Source organism: Proteus sp. NMG38-2, assembly GCF_020640995.1.
Taxonomy (GTDB): Bacteria; Pseudomonadota; Gammaproteobacteria; order Enterobacterales; family Enterobacteriaceae; genus Proteus.
This window is the reverse complement of sequence record NZ_CP085481.1, coordinates 268,534-284,161: the sequence shown is the minus strand read 5'-3', so window position 1 is coordinate 284,161 and position 15,628 is coordinate 268,534. Positions and strand designations below refer to the sequence as shown.

The 15,628-nt window shown below is 39.6% G+C and carries 15 protein-coding genes; 6 read left to right on the top strand and 9 right to left on the bottom strand.

From position 1 onward, the window contains the following. Positions 1 to 19: 19 nt before the first annotated feature. Complete coding sequence (gene rpmA / locus LG402_RS01440) at positions 20 to 277, bottom strand: 50S ribosomal protein L27 (RefSeq protein ID WP_006535706.1); 258 nt, start codon at positions 275 to 277, stop codon at positions 20 to 22. A 19-nt stretch (positions 278 to 296) separates the two neighbouring features. Then, positions 297 to 605 (bottom strand): 50S ribosomal protein L21, encoded by a 309-nt coding sequence (gene rplU / locus LG402_RS01435; RefSeq protein WP_036939370.1) that lies wholly within the window; start codon positions 603 to 605, stop codon positions 297 to 299. Between the two features lie 263 nt (positions 606 to 868). Here rplU and ispB point away from each other — a divergent pair, with 263 nt between their 5' ends. Beyond that, positions 869 to 1,840, top strand: a complete 972-nt coding sequence (ispB, locus tag LG402_RS01430) for an octaprenyl diphosphate synthase (protein WP_109408495.1) — start codon at positions 869 to 871, stop codon at positions 1,838 to 1,840. 49 nt (positions 1,841 to 1,889) lie between these two features. Here ispB and LG402_RS01425 read toward each other — a convergent pair whose 3' ends face one another. Then, positions 1,890 to 2,306 (bottom strand): DNA-binding protein, encoded by a 417-nt coding sequence (locus LG402_RS01425; RefSeq protein ID WP_036939375.1) that lies wholly within the window; start codon positions 2,304 to 2,306, stop codon positions 1,890 to 1,892. A gap of 82 nt (positions 2,307 to 2,388) precedes the next feature. After that, entirely contained in the window at positions 2,389 to 2,739 is a 351-nt protein-coding gene (locus LG402_RS01420; RefSeq protein ID WP_072069576.1) for a DNA-binding protein, read from the bottom strand. Between the two features lie 186 nt (positions 2,740 to 2,925). Here LG402_RS01420 and LG402_RS01415 point away from each other — a divergent pair, with 186 nt between their 5' ends. After that, positions 2,926 to 3,192 carry a helix-turn-helix domain-containing protein gene (locus tag LG402_RS01415; protein WP_072069577.1) on the top strand — a complete coding sequence of 89 codons (267 nt, stop codon included), beginning with the start codon at positions 2,926 to 2,928 and terminating at the stop codon, positions 3,190 to 3,192. A gap of 102 nt (positions 3,193 to 3,294) precedes the next feature. On the opposite strand, the gene mdh is transcribed toward LG402_RS01415, so the two are convergent. Next, complete coding sequence (gene mdh, locus LG402_RS01410) at positions 3,295 to 4,233, bottom strand: malate dehydrogenase (RefSeq protein ID WP_166540296.1); 939 nt, start codon at positions 4,231 to 4,233, stop codon at positions 3,295 to 3,297. A gap of 445 nt (positions 4,234 to 4,678) precedes the next feature. Between mdh and argR the strand changes: the two genes are divergently transcribed. Continuing rightward, the gene (argR, locus tag LG402_RS01405) at positions 4,679 to 5,149 is read left to right on the top strand and encodes a transcriptional regulator ArgR (protein WP_006535714.1); all 471 of its coding nucleotides are present in this window, start codon (positions 4,679 to 4,681) and stop codon (positions 5,147 to 5,149) included. Positions 5,150 to 5,212: 63 nt separating this feature from the next. Here argR and mpl read toward each other — a convergent pair whose 3' ends face one another. Beyond that, the gene (gene mpl / locus LG402_RS01400; RefSeq protein WP_227336303.1) at positions 5,213 to 6,592 is read right to left on the bottom strand and encodes a UDP-N-acetylmuramate:L-alanyl-gamma-D-glutamyl-meso-diaminopimelate ligase; all 1,380 of its coding nucleotides are present in this window, start codon (positions 6,590 to 6,592) and stop codon (positions 5,213 to 5,215) included. Positions 6,593 to 6,756: 164 nt separating this feature from the next. Between mpl and fbp the strand changes: the two genes are divergently transcribed. Both fbp and ppa read left to right on the top strand, forming a co-directional pair. Further along, entirely contained in the window at positions 6,757 to 7,764 is a 1,008-nt protein-coding gene (gene fbp / locus LG402_RS01395; RefSeq protein WP_023583589.1) for a class 1 fructose-bisphosphatase, read from the top strand. Between the two features lie 199 nt (positions 7,765 to 7,963). Continuing rightward, positions 7,964 to 8,491, top strand: coding sequence for an inorganic diphosphatase (ppa, locus tag LG402_RS01390; protein ID WP_166540294.1), 528 nt, complete (start codon positions 7,964 to 7,966; stop codon positions 8,489 to 8,491). A 324-nt stretch (positions 8,492 to 8,815) separates the two neighbouring features. On the opposite strand, the gene LG402_RS01385 is transcribed toward ppa, so the two are convergent. The 3 genes from LG402_RS01385 to tamA are packed head-to-tail and all read right to left on the bottom strand — an operon-like array spanning position 8,816 to position 14,732. Continuing rightward, positions 8,816 to 9,163 (bottom strand): gamma-glutamylcyclotransferase, encoded by a 348-nt coding sequence (locus LG402_RS01385; RefSeq protein WP_023583593.1) that lies wholly within the window; start codon positions 9,161 to 9,163, stop codon positions 8,816 to 8,818. A gap of 5 nt (positions 9,164 to 9,168) precedes the next feature. After that, positions 9,169 to 12,993 carry an autotransporter assembly complex protein TamB gene (tamB, locus tag LG402_RS01380; RefSeq protein WP_208105165.1) on the bottom strand — a complete coding sequence of 1,275 codons (3,825 nt, stop codon included), beginning with the start codon at positions 12,991 to 12,993 and terminating at the stop codon, positions 9,169 to 9,171. Then, on the bottom strand, positions 12,990 to 14,732 hold the full coding sequence (tamA, locus tag LG402_RS01375) for an autotransporter assembly complex protein TamA (protein ID WP_166540293.1): 1,743 nt from the start codon (positions 14,730 to 14,732) through the stop codon (positions 12,990 to 12,992). Before tamA ends, tamB begins: the two co-directional genes overlap by 4 nt. A gap of 126 nt (positions 14,733 to 14,858) precedes the next feature. Here tamA and msrA point away from each other — a divergent pair, with 126 nt between their 5' ends. Beyond that, positions 14,859 to 15,497 carry a peptide-methionine (S)-S-oxide reductase MsrA gene (gene msrA / locus LG402_RS01370; RefSeq protein WP_227336302.1) on the top strand — a complete coding sequence of 213 codons (639 nt, stop codon included), beginning with the start codon at positions 14,859 to 14,861 and terminating at the stop codon, positions 15,495 to 15,497. Positions 15,498 to 15,628 lie beyond the last annotated feature (131 nt).

The window sequence follows — 15,628 nt, the reverse complement described above, 5'->3', positions numbered from 1 at the left end:
GTGCTTAAAGGACCAGTAATTATTCAGCTTCGATGCTGATAAATTTACGGTTGTTTGGACCTTTAACTTCGAACTTAATTTTTCCGTCAGCTAATGCAAACAGGGTGTGGTCACGACCACAACCAACGTTAGTACCTGCATGGAACTTAGTACCACGTTGACGAACGATGATGCTACCTGCTAATACAGCTTCACCACCGAAACGTTTAACACCCAGACGTTTTGCTTCGGAATCACGACCGTTACGAGTCGAGCCGCCAGCCTTTTTATGTGCCATTGAACTACTCTCCTAAACCTTAAGCGATACCAGTGATTTTAACATCAGTAAACCACTGACGGTGGCCCTGTTGTTTACGGCTATGTTTACGACGACGGAACTTAACAATCTTAACTTTCTCGCCGCGACCGTGAGCAACCACTTCCGCTTTAACTTTAACGCCCGCAAGGATTGGAGCGCCAATTTGAATATCATCGCCATTAGCGACCATCATTACAGTGTCAAACTCGATTGTTTCGCCAGTAGCTACTTCAAGTTTCTCTAAACGAATAGTTTGACCTTCGCTGACTCGGTGTTGTTTACCACCACTTTGGAAAACCGCGTACATATAAACTCCGCTTTCCGCACACTCCCAATATGTATAATTTGAGTGCACAATTAAAATATTCACATAGGGCGCGAATTCTACGCAAATTTAGTGCCGATGACAAGTACAGATCGCAAACTAGCATTAAAAAAAAGAGTTTTTTATGCGATATTTATTTCAGCCATTTTTAAAGTACAATCTAAATTATAAGAGAGTAAAATCTATGGCATGATCATTTTTTATTAATAATAACGCGCTCATTGGCGAGCCAAAGTCGAAAAAACATGAATTTAGAATCTATTATAAAACTAACATCCGCTGATATGGCTGCGGTAAATGAGGCAATCCTTTACCAGCTTAATTCAGATGTTTCTTTGATAAACCAACTTGGTTACTACATCATTAGTGGTGGTGGTAAAAGGATCCGACCAATGATCGCAGTGCTCACTGGACGAGCATTGGACTATCAAGGTGACAAACATATCTCGGTCGCAGCGCTTATCGAGTTTATTCATACTGCAACGTTGTTACATGATGATGTTGTTGATGAATCTGATATGCGTAGAGGAAAACAAACGGCAAATGCCGTCTTTGGAAATGCAGCAAGTGTGCTTGTTGGCGACTTTATTTATACACGATCTTTTCAGATGATGACGGATCTTGATTCAATGCGTGTATTAAAATTAATGTCTAGCGCCACCAATGTGATCGCCGAAGGTGAAGTCTTACAATTAATGAATTGTAACGATCCTAATATTTCTGAAGATGACTATATGCAAGTTATTTACAGTAAAACAGCGCGCCTATTTGAAGCGGCTTCTCATGCGTCAGCCATTCTTTCTGGTGCCACACCTGAGCAAGAAAAAGCATTCCAAGATTATGGACGTTATCTTGGTACTGCTTTCCAGCTCATTGACGATCTGCTTGATTATGATGCTGACAACAGTCAGTTGGGTAAAAACACAGGCGATGATCTTGATGAAGGCAAACCTACGTTGCCATTACTTCATGCCATGCATAATGGTAATGAAGAAGAATCTCAATTAATTCGCCAAGCTATTGAGCAAGGTAATGGTCGCCATTTATTGGATACCGTTTTAAATACCATGAAACAAAGTGGATCTTTGGAATATACCCGCCAAAAAGCAGAAGAAGAAGCAGACAAAGCAATTGAAGCTTTATCTATCATACCTGATTCACCTTATAAAGAAGCGCTTATTGGGCTTGCTCACGTTGCTGTACAACGTCAATCGTAATCCTAATAACACTACCCCATTAATGGTATAGAAAAGCCTGCCAGAGCGACTATGTCGACTCTGGTGGGTTTTTTAATTTATTGAGTACTTCTTCATTTTCTCGCTCAATTGCGTCTTGATTATCAGCATCAATATAACTAATGAGCTTTGCTAACCCTTCTCGAAGCACAAACTTCACAATTTTTTCACGTTCTGATTTGGTTAATTGATAATACGCTTCCACCCAGATCAAAAAAGCATCCTGACGCTTTGATAAATACTCTGCGGGAGGTTCATGTGCAGCTAATACCCCAATGACCTCATCAGGTAGACTTTTCACTGAATACTCGACAGCTTTCCCCTGCACACCACGTTTACGGCGATTTTCCCACCCTTCACGACGCGCCATCAAGTTCACTCCCTGCGGTGAGTTAGGTAACCCCGCAAGCCCCACTAATTCTTTCGCTGTATACCATTCTTTTTTCATGATCTCATCTCACATTCAACTAAGAGGTTAGTCAGATAGATATCTGTTGCGGATAACGCAATAATAGATTCTTTAAACTCGCCTAATCATTGACGAGTTTTTCTAAAAAACTTCTAATACCATCCCGCAATATCAGCTCTGTTAATGTTTTTTGTTCACCATCATTTAGTTGTTGGAATGCTTTCACCCAGATAACGAGTGGCTCCTCTTTTTTATTTAGTTTGTAATGTGCTAATGGTTCATAAAGTTCCAGAGCAATTAAAGTTTTATCTGGTAAACAAGAATAATGATATTCAACACCATTACCTTGCTTATTCTTTATCTTTTGTTTTTGCCAAAATTCACGTTTAGCTTTTGCATTTACACCTTGTGGTGATTTAGGTAATCCACCTATACCCGTCAATTCCTTTGCCGTATACCACTCTTTTTTCATTATGTTTCTCTAAAATTGTTATCAACTTCAAAAAAGAAATTATTAAGAAAAAAATCAGAAATCTTTTTAGAAAAATAATGTTATTTTATTTTCTAAATAATCAGTTTAAATGCTTTAGGACATTTCTAATAAACTGTTATTTATACCACTAACACAGCAATTAATTTTATAGAAAAAGGATTAAAAATGATTTCAAGGAAATCTGATTGGCATCCTGCCGATATTATTGCCGCACTTAGAAAACGAGGAACAACACTTGCTGCCATCTCTCGCCAAGCAGGGTTAAGCTCTTCAACACTCGCTAATGCACTGTCACGCCCTTGGCCTAAAGGAGAAAAAATCATTGCTGATTATCTTGGTGTTGCTCCTTCTGAAATTTGGCCAAGCCGTTATTTTCATCCTGAAACAGGAGAATTACTTGAACGAAAGATTCGTGACAAAACTAATAATTAACTAATAATTACATACATTATAATTAATAAAAAAAACCGCTGATACTATATCAGCGGTTTTTATTTAATTTTGCATTATTTTTATAGCAAAAAAAGTATTTCTTTATTTATTAATAAATTCTTCACCAAGAATTATATCTTTTTTCAATACGTCTAACATGCCATTAAGAGATTGTTTTTCAAAATCACTTAATTTACCAATAGATAAATATTCCTCTACACCGTTTTTACCTAAAAGAATAGGTTGTGCAAAGAAACGGGCATATTCTCCGTCACCTTCTGTATAGGTACATTCAATAACATTTTTCTCGCCATTTAAAGCGCGAATTAATGAAAGACCAAAACGAGCCGCAGCTTGTCCCATTGATAATGTTGCTGATCCACCACCAGCTTTCGCTTCTACAACTTCAGTACCTGCATTTTGGATACGTTTTGTCAGTGCTGCGATTTCATCATCTGTAAATGATACGTCAGCAACTTGAGAAAGTAGAGGAAGAATGGTGACACCAGAATGCCCACCAATAACAGGAACATTGGTTTTCAGAGGATCTTGGCCTTTTAATTCAGCAACAAAAGTATTAGCACGAATGATATCAAGTGTGGTGATACCGAAAAGACGTTTTTTATCGTAAACACCTGCTTTTTTAAGTACTTCAGCAGCAATAGCAACTGTCGTATTTACAGGGTTAGTAATGATACCGATAAGTGCTTTAGGGCAATTTTGTGCTACCTTTTCAATTAAGTTGCGCACAATGCCTGCGTTAACGTTGAAAAGATCTGAACGATCCATACCAGGTTTACGAGCAACACCCGCAGAAATCAGAACAACATCAGCGTCTTTTAATGCAGGAGATGGATCTTCGCCGGCAAAACCTTTTACAGTCACTTGAGTTGGGATATGGCTTAAGTCAGCTGCGACGCCCGGTGTGACGGGAGCGATATCATATAAAGAGAGTTCACTACCAGCTGGAAGCTGATTTTTAAGAAGAAGTGCCAGTGCCTGACCAATACCACCCGCTGCACCGAGAACTGCTACTTTCATTCTGATACTCCTTAGTTACGAGATAGTGGAACGCCTTAGAGAGACTCACTATTACGCAATACACCTTTTGAAAAACAATTATTTAACAGCAATATTGCATAATAAGGCATTTATAGTGGAAAATAATACTTTGGTTATTCTAAACAAATTGCTTATCTGTTAATGAGATAGTGGGCACTCTTTTGATAAATAATTCCAATAAATTGGGTAAAATGTTAAGTGGCACTATCTCCTTATGATAATCATTTAAGCTTATCATTTATTTAACAAATATTTTACTTCCTTAAATTATCACATTCAAAGTCGATAAATAAAACTTTTTTGCAGTACATTCTACTTTACAATTTTCAGTAGATTACCTCTCACCTTTCATCGTCTTTTGTTGCATAAAAATTCACTTCTCTGCATAATACGCAGGTTATTGATAACTCACTAAAGGTGAACTATGCGCGTTCCTTCTAAGCAAGAAGACTTGGTTAAAGCGTTTAAAGCCCTGCTGAAAGAAGAAAAATTCAGTTCACAAGGCGAGATTGTGACGGCATTACAAGAGGCCGGATTTGATAATATTAATCAATCCAAAATCTCTCGTATGCTAACAAAATTTGGTGCAGTAAGAACCCGAAACGCCAAAATGGAAATGGTATATTGCCTTCCAACTGAACTTGGCGTACCAACAGCAAGTAGCCCATTAAAAAATTTGGTACTCGATATCGACCATAACCATTCGGTTGTGGTGATAAGAACGAGCCCAGGTGCGGCACAACTTATTGCACGTTTATTAGATTCATTAGGCAAAGCAGAAGGGATCCTTGGCAGTATTGCAGGTGATGACACTATTTTCTCAACACCAGCGCCAGGATTTTCAACAGAAGAGTTGCGAGATGCAATCCTAAACCTGTTTGATCAGGAATTATAATCGCTTTACTCTAACGTCCTAAAATAAGCCACTAAACATTCAGTGGCTTATTTTTATTTATTATTAATACTGATTCTCTGATCCTTTAGGCTGAGCTAATTTTTTAAGCAGCTTTTCATGTATCCCACCAAAGCCACCATTACTCATAATTAAAATATGATCGCCCGCTTGTGCTTCTTTCGCAATCATATCCACTAATGTATCAAGATCGGTACTCCAACGAGCGGGTTGTACGCAATGCTCTGCAATATCACTCACTAACCATTGAATATTCGGTGGCTGGAATAAAAATACTTCATCAGCTCGACCTAATGCTGGGGCGATATCATCCTTGCTAATTCCCATTTTCATGGTATTTGAACGAGGCTCTAACACCGCAATAATACGCGCGGTTCCACCGACTTTACTGCGTAACGCTTCAAGCGTTGCTAAAATCGCCGTAGGATGGTGTGCAAAATCATCATAAACACTGACCTGATTAACTTCACCACGTAACTCTAAGCGACGACGCGCATTAACAAACTTATCTAATGCTTCACAAGCGTCATCAGGTAAAACACCAACATGGTGTGCAGCAACTATTGCCATTAAGCCATTTTGCATGTTGTGTTCACCAGAAAGCCCCCAACACACTTCTCCGACTCGCTCACTTTTATGAAACACCTCAAAATGACTACTGTCATTAGTGAGTTTTTTAGCTTGCCAATCGCCTGTTTCACCCGTGAATTCTTGTTCGCTCCAACATCCCATTCCAATGGTCTGTTTTAAATTTATATCGTTGTCAGGCATGATGATTTTTCCGCTGCCTGGAACAATACGAACTAAATGATGGAATTGTTTTTGAATTGCCGCTAAATCGTCAAAAATATCGGCATGATCAAATTCAAGGTTATTTAAAATCAGTGTGCGAGGTGAGTAATGTACAAATTTAGAACGTTTATCGAAGAAAGCGCTATCATACTCGTCGGCTTCAATCACAAAGAAAGGACTTTCACCTAATTGTGCTGAAACTTGGAAATTACCAGGCACACCCCCAATCAAAAAACCCGGCTTATAGCCACAATCTTCTAAAACCCAAGCTAACATACCTGCCGTCGTTGTTTTACCATGAGTTCCTGCAACCGCTAATACCCAACGTTCAGGTAAAATATAATCATGTAGCCATTGAGGGCCTGAAGTATAAGGCAGACCTTTTTCAAGTACAGCTTCAACACAAGGATTTCCTCGTGTCATTGCATTACCAATAATCACCATGTCAGGAACAGGTTCTAATTGTTTAGGGTCATATCCCTCAATCAGTTCAATTCCCTGATTTTCTAATAAGGTACTCATTGGTGGATAGACATTAGCATCAGAGCCTGTGACTTTATGTCCCTTAGCTCGAGCTAAAATGGCAAGACTTCCCATAAAGGTGCCACAAATACCAAGAATATGAATGTGCATGAATTTCTGTCCAATAGCATGAAGTTGGTCACTATTCTAACGATCAAAAAGCAGATAAGGAACGGATTAACCTTTGAATCATTCGATTCTTTGGCTAAACTTGCCACCACCAAGGAGATTTTCCTCCTTTTTTACTTTACCCACTCACATTCAGGACCTGCGTCATGAAAACATTAGGCGAATTTATCGTCGAGAAACAACAAGATTTTCCCCATGCAACTGGCGAACTTACTGCATTACTTTCGGCAATTAAGCTTGGGGCTAAAATTATCCACCGTGATATTAATAAAGCAGGGTTAGTCGATATTCTGGGTACTAACGGTGTTTCTAATGTTCAAGGTGAAGCCCAGATGAAACTGGATCTTTACGCGAATGAGAAACTAAAAGCGGCATTAAAAGCACGTGGTGAAGTTGCGGGTATCGGATCAGAAGAAGAAGATGATATTGTAATCTTTGAAGGTGATCGTGCTGAGAATGCTAAGTATGTTGTACTAATGGATCCTTTAGACGGTTCGTCGAATATTGATGTAAACGTTTCCGTCGGGACAATTTTCTCTATTTACCACCGTATTACGCCTATTGGCCAATCTGTAACATTAGATGACTTCTTACAACCTGGTCATCGTCAAGTTGCAGCAGGCTATGTCGTTTATGGCTCATCAACCATGTTAGTTTATACAACAGGTTGTGGTGTTCACGCCTTTACTTATGACCCTTCTTTAGGTGTGTTCTGCCTATCTCATGAAAGTGTGCATTTCCCACCAACAGGAAATATGTACTCTATCAATGAAGGTAACTACATCAAATTCCCATTAGGTGTCAAAAAATACATTAAGTATTGCCAAGAACAAGATGCAGCCACTAATCGCCCTTATACCACTCGTTATATCGGTTCTTTAGTCGCTGATTTTCACCGTAACTTACTGAAAGGTGGCATTTATATCTATCCAAGCACTGCAAGCCACCCTACTGGTAAATTACGTTTACTCTATGAATGTAACCCAATGGCGTTTTTAGCAGAACAAGCTGGCGGTAAAGCGAGTAATGGTAAAGAACGTATTCTTGATATCGAACCTAAAGAGCTTCACCAACGTATGCCTTTCTTTGTAGGTACTAAATCGATGGTTGAGCAAGCTGAAAGCTTTATGGCGCAATATCCAGACGAAGAATAATTCATTGGTCTAGCTCCGACATAGATAAACCGGGCTTCTTTTTCGTCCGGTTTTTTCATCTTTGGAAATAGAACTTCCTTTTATTTACTGCTTATTTTTACGTCATAACGCAACATGTTCGGCAAAAAACGGGTATTGTTAAAAACTTTTCGCTATACTACAGGCCACGTAAAATTAATTTTTTTATAGGAAATTTTTTATGAGCCTGAATCATGTTCCTGCTGGTAAAGAACTACCAGAAGATATCTATGTTGTTATTGAAATCCCAGCAAATGCTGATCCTATCAAATACGAAGTTGATAAAGAAAGTGGTGCACTGTTTGTTGACCGTTTTATGTCAACTGCAATGTTCTACCCATGCAACTACGGTTACATCAACAACACATTATCTTTAGATGGTGACCCAGTAGACGTTCTGGTTCCAACTCCATACCCATTACAACCAGGTTCAGTTATTCGTTGCCGCCCTGTTGGCGTACTGAAAATGACTGACGAATCAGGTGAAGATGCGAAACTGGTTGCAGTACCACACACTAAACTGAGCAAAGAATACGATCACATTAAAGATGTGACTGATCTACCAGAACTGTTAAAAGCACAGATCAAACATTTCTTTGAGCACTACAAAGATTTAGAAGCGGGCAAATGGGTTAAAGTTGACGGTTGGGAAGACGTAGAAGCCGCTAAAGCTGAAATTCTGTCTTCTTTCGAACGTGCTAAAAAATAATTCTGACGCTATCAGAATAACTAACTAAGTAAGTTATTATTTTATAATTTACTGATGAATAAGCTCTTCTTATTGAAGAGCTTTTTTATAATGGTACTACTCTTTTCTTCAAACACATTATACGTAATCTACCGCTTATCAATGTAATCGCAATACCGACTATCATTAATGTATAACCCACTAATTTATTTTATTAGATTAAACAACGATTAATTATAAATACTATTTTCGATTAAAATTATTCCCCTTTTATAAAAATAAAAACGGCTCAATATTCCTATCAAGCCGTTTTTGCATAATATTGAGTAAAAGGGTAATAACCGGTTACTCTTCTTCGTGGCGCTTTAACCAATCACCACATTTTATTTCACGTAAACCATCCACAGGCTTTTGATAAAGGTAGATCCAAGCACTGCCATAAGGCGTTGAAATCAGTTGTCGCTTGTAATCCTGATCATTCTTTTTCAATTCATCAAGCTCTGTCAAGATAGAAGGGGTTATCCGATAAACTTCGCACTCTATCTCTCCTTCACCTTCAATAACCGCAGGGTAAAACCCTAAATCATAGAGTTTGTACCCCACTAACTTATGCTCACCTAAAAGTTGCGCATACGTCATCCAGTGATGGTTACCTTGGTTTTGCCGTAAACTTCCATAAACAATAATTCGCATATAATTTAAAACTCAAATTGATAAAGCAGATCTATTGCCTGATTCATACCAGACACTGCTTGTAAATACAACCTGGGCATCAAGCGATAACGTAAGGTTAACGTCGCTAGCGAATCAAATATACCCACTCCATACTTCACTTGTAGATCGTTCGTTATCTTACCGCTGACCACAACTTGTGAGTTATCCCCCACACCTTGTGTATCAAGCGCTAAATCCGAAACACCAAAGGTTTCACCTATGCGCCCTACAAGCTGGCCACTCTGACCAACGCCTAATCCTATCAGCATTGCTGTCATTTGTGATGAGTCAGCATCACCACTGTCTAGACCTTCGCCTCTTAACAAGTAAGATAATGCTTCTTGTTGTGTTTTAGCCGGCTCAGAGAAAATTTCCACTTTAGGCTGGTCAGCAAGTCCTGTTACTCGAACCCCTGCAATGACATTATCTGCGGTATTATCTGGATTACGAATAGCCTCGATATTTAAGTAAGGTTGATCAACAGGTCCCGAGAACAAGATTTGGCCCTTACGTACTTGTAAGTCTTGTCCATAGGCTTTGAATGCCCCTCTTGGAATATCAACTTGCCCATTTAAACCTAGCCCTTGTTTATTCTGATTGACTTTAAGTGTTCCCGTCAATCGGGCGCTAAGTCCAAATGCGTCCAGCGTCACATCATCACCAATATTAATCGCTAAATTACTTTGAATTGGAATCGATGTCTCTTTTGGTGCTATAGGTTGCAAGTTTTTATCTAGCATCACTTCATCAGAAGATGCCGATACCGCTGATTCTGGTAATTCTTGAACCACAATACGAGCCCAAGGGATATCAATACGACCATCTAATTTCAGTAAATGAGGGCCAGCCTCAAAGACGAGATCAGGATTAACATCAATACGCACCATTGGAGGCAATGACACTCGTAGCTTATTGCCATTAGCGGCGACCACTGCCCGCCATTCATCTAACTTACGCCAATCGGCATTCCCAGTAAGATTCAAATAACCTTCTGGCGTTTCAATTCTGCCACCTAAGTCCGATGTTGCTCCATTGAATCGAACATCAACATTACCTTTCGTAATATCAAATGGGATCCAATGCCCGACCACTTTTAATTGATTAATCCCGAATTGACCAAATAACAGTGGCGATTGAGCACTTCCTCCTAAACGTAATTGAGCGCCAATATTCCCTTGAGCAATTTCACCTTTACCTAAGAACGGTTTAATTAAATCTAATGTCAAATTATCAATATCAACCGTACCTGATAGTTGGCGCTTTTTCTCAAGATCGGCAACATGTACATTACCTTTAAAGTCACCATTACCTGCAATGCTAATCAGCCATTGCAATGTTGCTTTACCATTATTCATACCTGCATTTAAGGTAATAGCATCGAAATCAATAGGTAAAATCGTTCCTTCAATATTCTGTTTTACCGCAACACCTTGCCCTTTTAGATTGACAGATGCTTTCGGTAATCCACCTTTTGAGTTCCATGTTGCAGTGGCATCCCCTGTAAATACACCTCGAACAGAAGTTTCAGGTGGCAAGAACGGCTTTATCATTGCTAAATCAAAACGTGTTAGCGTTATTGCAGCAGTTCCACTTTCACCCACTGTTATCGCTTTAGGAACACAAACTTGCGCATTTGGGTTCACCCAGCAATGAGAGCCAATCGTGATCTCTTGCTTTTCTGCCAACAAATTCAGCGCCATTGCTTTATTTAAACGCCATTCACCCACAGGGGTATCAAAAGCTGTATTATTTAGTGTTCCTTTCCACTGTTGTTTCTCTTTATCAAATGATCCAGCTAATGTCAGCCCACCAGAAACAGGCTCACCATCCATTTTCAATGTGAGTTTATGTTGTTTTTCTGTACCTGCTGCATCTAACGTTAAATTACGGATAATTAAATCTGCTTGTTTTAACTGACGTGCAGTAATAGCCAGTTTGCCACCAATCTCTTTATCAGACTGAACATCGCCTTTAATTGTAATAGATTCAACACTCACTTGATCTTGCCATTTAATACCTTGAGCGTTGATATCAGCAATAATCTTCGGTGCATTAATATCACCTCGAATATTCACCTTACCTTTTACAACACCAGCAAGTCCTGGCACTAAACCATTTAATCCTGGCGCATTAATATTGGCATCTAATGCCCACTTGTCACCTAGATGTCCTTCGATATCGAGTTTATTCTTACCCAGTATCAGATTTAATTGAGGAATATTCCATTGCCCAGAATCATTACCATAGGCATTCCCTCTCGCCTTGATAAGATTATTTTTGATATTGCCATCTAAAGTGATTTCAGGAACACGTAATTGCCAACTTCCGCCATACAGGCTTCCCGTTGTAGCGATACGCCCATCTAATTTGGCTGGCATATCAGGATACTGTTTTGCGGTATTAATTCCTGAAATAGTGAGCAATGCATTCCAACTAATTGCTTTACTCCAATCAGCAACACCTGTGATATCAGCATGACCTTGTAATGCTGCTAAACGCAGACGTGTTAACTCTATTTTTTCTTCATTACCCTTTGCATCCAACATTAATTTAGCCGGTGGGATCTCCTGACCTTGGATATCAGAACGCAATGAAAGATCGTAATTATCCGTCTGGCCATTGAGACGTAGTCGAGTGTCATTAAGTTGATATTGTGCATCACCAGTTAATGGCCAACGTACTTTTTGACTCTCTAAAGTCAGTTTTAATGGAAGATGTGGCTTGGCTAACTCAGCCTGAGCATCAAGTGTAGCGGTTACTGTTCCAGTTAAAGAAAGTGCTAATTTAAGCTCTTCGAGTAACGCACCTTGTAAAGAAAGTGTCGCTTTTTGATCTTTAAAATCTTCAAGCCCCACAACATCACGAATGGTTGCGTTGATATCTAAATTAACAGGCCATTGTTTATCAAGCGTGATCCCCCCATTTAAACTGACCTCACCTTCAGGCGCATCAACACGTAATTTAGTGAGATTAACTTGCTTACCTTGAATATTTGCCTCAAAAGATAATTGATTGATAGTAACTGGAGTATCCCCACTCACTTGTAATTGCTTACCTTCAATACCTTCAATATTGATATCCACAGGAATAATAATTTCAGGTAATTCAGCCAATAATGGCTTAGCAAAGATCGTTTTAATTGTGTCTGCTAATGCTTGTTCTTTTTCTTCTGGTGTTTTAGGCTCAGCTTTAGGTTTTGCAGTTACGACTTCTTTTACATCTTGGGCAACCGCTTCAACACTACCGTCTTCTGGCGTTTTGGGTAACGCCACCAGCAAATCATTAATAACGGTTGGATTTAATGTAACTAGGCGACCTTCCCACTGAGCACCTGTTTTAAACTCATCCAGCGAGATTGCCATATCGTCAATCTTCACATGCGTATTTTCTAATGAGAGCGAGTTTAAATAGATAGGTAACGGAGCATTGAGCTCAGTTAAAGGTTCTGATGGTGGTGTTTCTTCAGAGGGTGGGAAAGCACTAGTATCAACATTAACAACCACATCGCGTGTCGCCAATGTATCAACGCAAACTTGTTTATCCGTCAGGCACGCTAAACGTAATCCTAATGATAACTCACCTACGTTCACATCAACTCCGGGCATTTGATACTCAACACCCGTTAAACGCAGATCTTTCCAGTCACCATTAACATCCTTGATAACTAAGCCTGGAACCCAGCGAGCAGCACTATTAATGGCAAAATGCAAACCTGATTGTGTTCCTAAGATCCAAGCTACAGCACCAAATGTAAGCAAAATAATGATAAGGAGTGTTAACGCAATCCATTTCAACCACTTTTTTATCATAACTCTGCTCCTAACCCGATATAAAACTGGAGTCTACGTTTATCAACGTCACTCACAGGTAGTGCTAAATCAAATTTAATTGGCCCAACAGGTGATGCCCAGCGCACACCGGCACCGGCACCTGTTTTAAAATCACTGCGAGTAAAATCATTAACCGCTTCGCCACTATCAATAAAGACAGCACTCCACCAATTACCTGTAACGTTATATTGATATTCTGCCGATCCAACAAGCATCCTTGATGCCCCTGTTAAATTACCTTTACTATCTTCTGGTGAAATACTTTGGTATTTAAAGCCTCGAACACTCCTATCACCCCCTGCAAAGAAACGTAGCTCTGGAGGAACTTGTTCAAAAGCATTCGTTTCAATCCAGCCCAAATTACCTCTTACCACAAAACGATGCCCTTCCCATGGTGTACGGATCCAAACCTGTTGCGCTTGGAACGCTGCAAACTCGACATCCGAACCCCACATTTTATTAGAGTAGTCTAATGAGTAACGTTGGCTGTCTCCCCAAGAAGGCATCATCCCACCACGTTGACGTACACGGCTGGCAGTAACACCGGGATAAAGCAACATGGTGGTATTTGTAACTTCACCTTGGGTAAAGTGGCTAAGACTCCAACGTGTATTCACACTGTATTGCCAGCCCGTAGACATATCCCAGTTACGAGACACATTTAACGTTGTGGTATCAGAACGAGTATCATTTAAATCGGTACGTTTAAAACCACCTTGAACACCATAATATTGCTCCAATGGGTTAACCTTAAGTGGAATTTTATAGTTCGCGCCAATAGATTGTTCAGGCTGAGAAACGCTAATGTTGGAGGTTAGACTATGACCACGCGAGTTCATCCATGGTTTATCCCACTGCATATTAAGGCGAGGACCAACATCGGTGGCATAACCACCACCAAGCTCTACGTAGTTACGAGAACGCGGAGTGACAACCGCACTCATTGGTAAAAGATGTGAACCTTCGGCTCGTGCTTTTGCAATATCAGGAGTAACAACCGCAGAGTTAAACCACCCTGTTGCGGCTAAACGACGATTAAATTCAGCAAGATCTTCAGACGCGTAATATTGCCCTTCTTTAAAGGGAACAATATTTTGTAAATAGTCTTCACGAATTTGAGAACCAGTATAATTTACTTTGCCAAAGCGATAACGTTCACCACTATTAAAGACAAAATCCCAATATGATGCATGGTTATCTAACGAGACACCTAGCTGACTTTTATCCATTTCTGCATCAAAGTAACCACGACGGATAGCAAGCCCTGTTAATGAACCTTTGAGCTTTTCATAATCACCATGGTTTAAAACACTATCAAGAGGAGGAGTATTTTCTTTAATTACCTTTGCATATTGTTCGTCGGTTTTAGCACCACCTTCAAGAACAATATCGACTCCTTTAAGTAAGATAGGAATACCGGGCTCAACTTTAGCGGTTAATACAGAGCGCGTTGGCGGTGTATTTTCTTGATAAGAAAATGTCACACTAGGCTGATAATAGCCTAAAGGGCGAAGCCCTTCTTGAATTGCTTTTTCAACACGCGCACGAAAACGCCCGTCAGGTGCAACTTCTTCTGTTGTAATGTTTGATAGCTGGACTCGCGCATTTTTTTCGAGTTGCCCTTCTAAACCTTCTACTTTTAAACGCAAACTTGCCCCATAGGCAACCGGTGCGATAAAAGACAGACAGAGAACGTAGATAACGGAGTATCTCGGCACGTTTTCTCCTCAATATGATTTAATCCATGTGATGAATTGACGACAAACTGTTTTAAGCTTTATTGTAGATTTAGTTTATAACAATATTAAGCCTTTACCATAGTAAAGCGTTTACAAATATAAAAAATGGAGTCTACCTTGCAACATAAAGCTTACCAACCAGAGAATGCCTTAAGGGGTACCTCGACACCATTAGAAATATCTGCTAATCATGCAGTAAATGGGCATTCTATAAATGATACTCCTGAAAAGATGAGTATCGCTTATTTTGCTATGGGTTGTTTTTGGGGAGTTGAACGTCTGTTTTGGCAACAACCAGGTGTTTACTCAACAAGTGCGGGTTATAGCGGTGGTGTAACAGAAAATCCAACCTATCAACAAGTTTGCCAAGGTTTAACTGGCCATAGTGAAGTGGTGAGAGTTGTTTTTGATCCTGCAGTAATTAGCTACCAACAACTTCTGGCTCTTTTTTGGGAAAATCATAATCCATCACAAGGTATGCGCCAAGGTAATGATATTGGCAGCCAATATCGTTCTGCCATTTATACTGTTAACGCAGAGCAATATGAACAAGCTATTGAGTCAAAAAAGCGTTATCAACAAGCAATGAATGCTCAAGGCGCAACAACGGAAATTACGACAGCAATACAGCCAACAGGCCCTTTTTATTTTGCTGAAGATTACCATCAGCAATATTTACACAAAAACCCAGAAGGCTATTGTGGATTAGGCGGGATAGGTGTCTGTTTTCCACCTGAAAAGTAACACTAGCAGAAAATAGCAGGGCGATGATATAATTGCGCCCTCTTATCTATCTTTGTGAATAAATCCATCACAATATATTGATTTATCTTCTATTTTTAACACTCTAGTATTGCCCTTTGGATTAAATACTT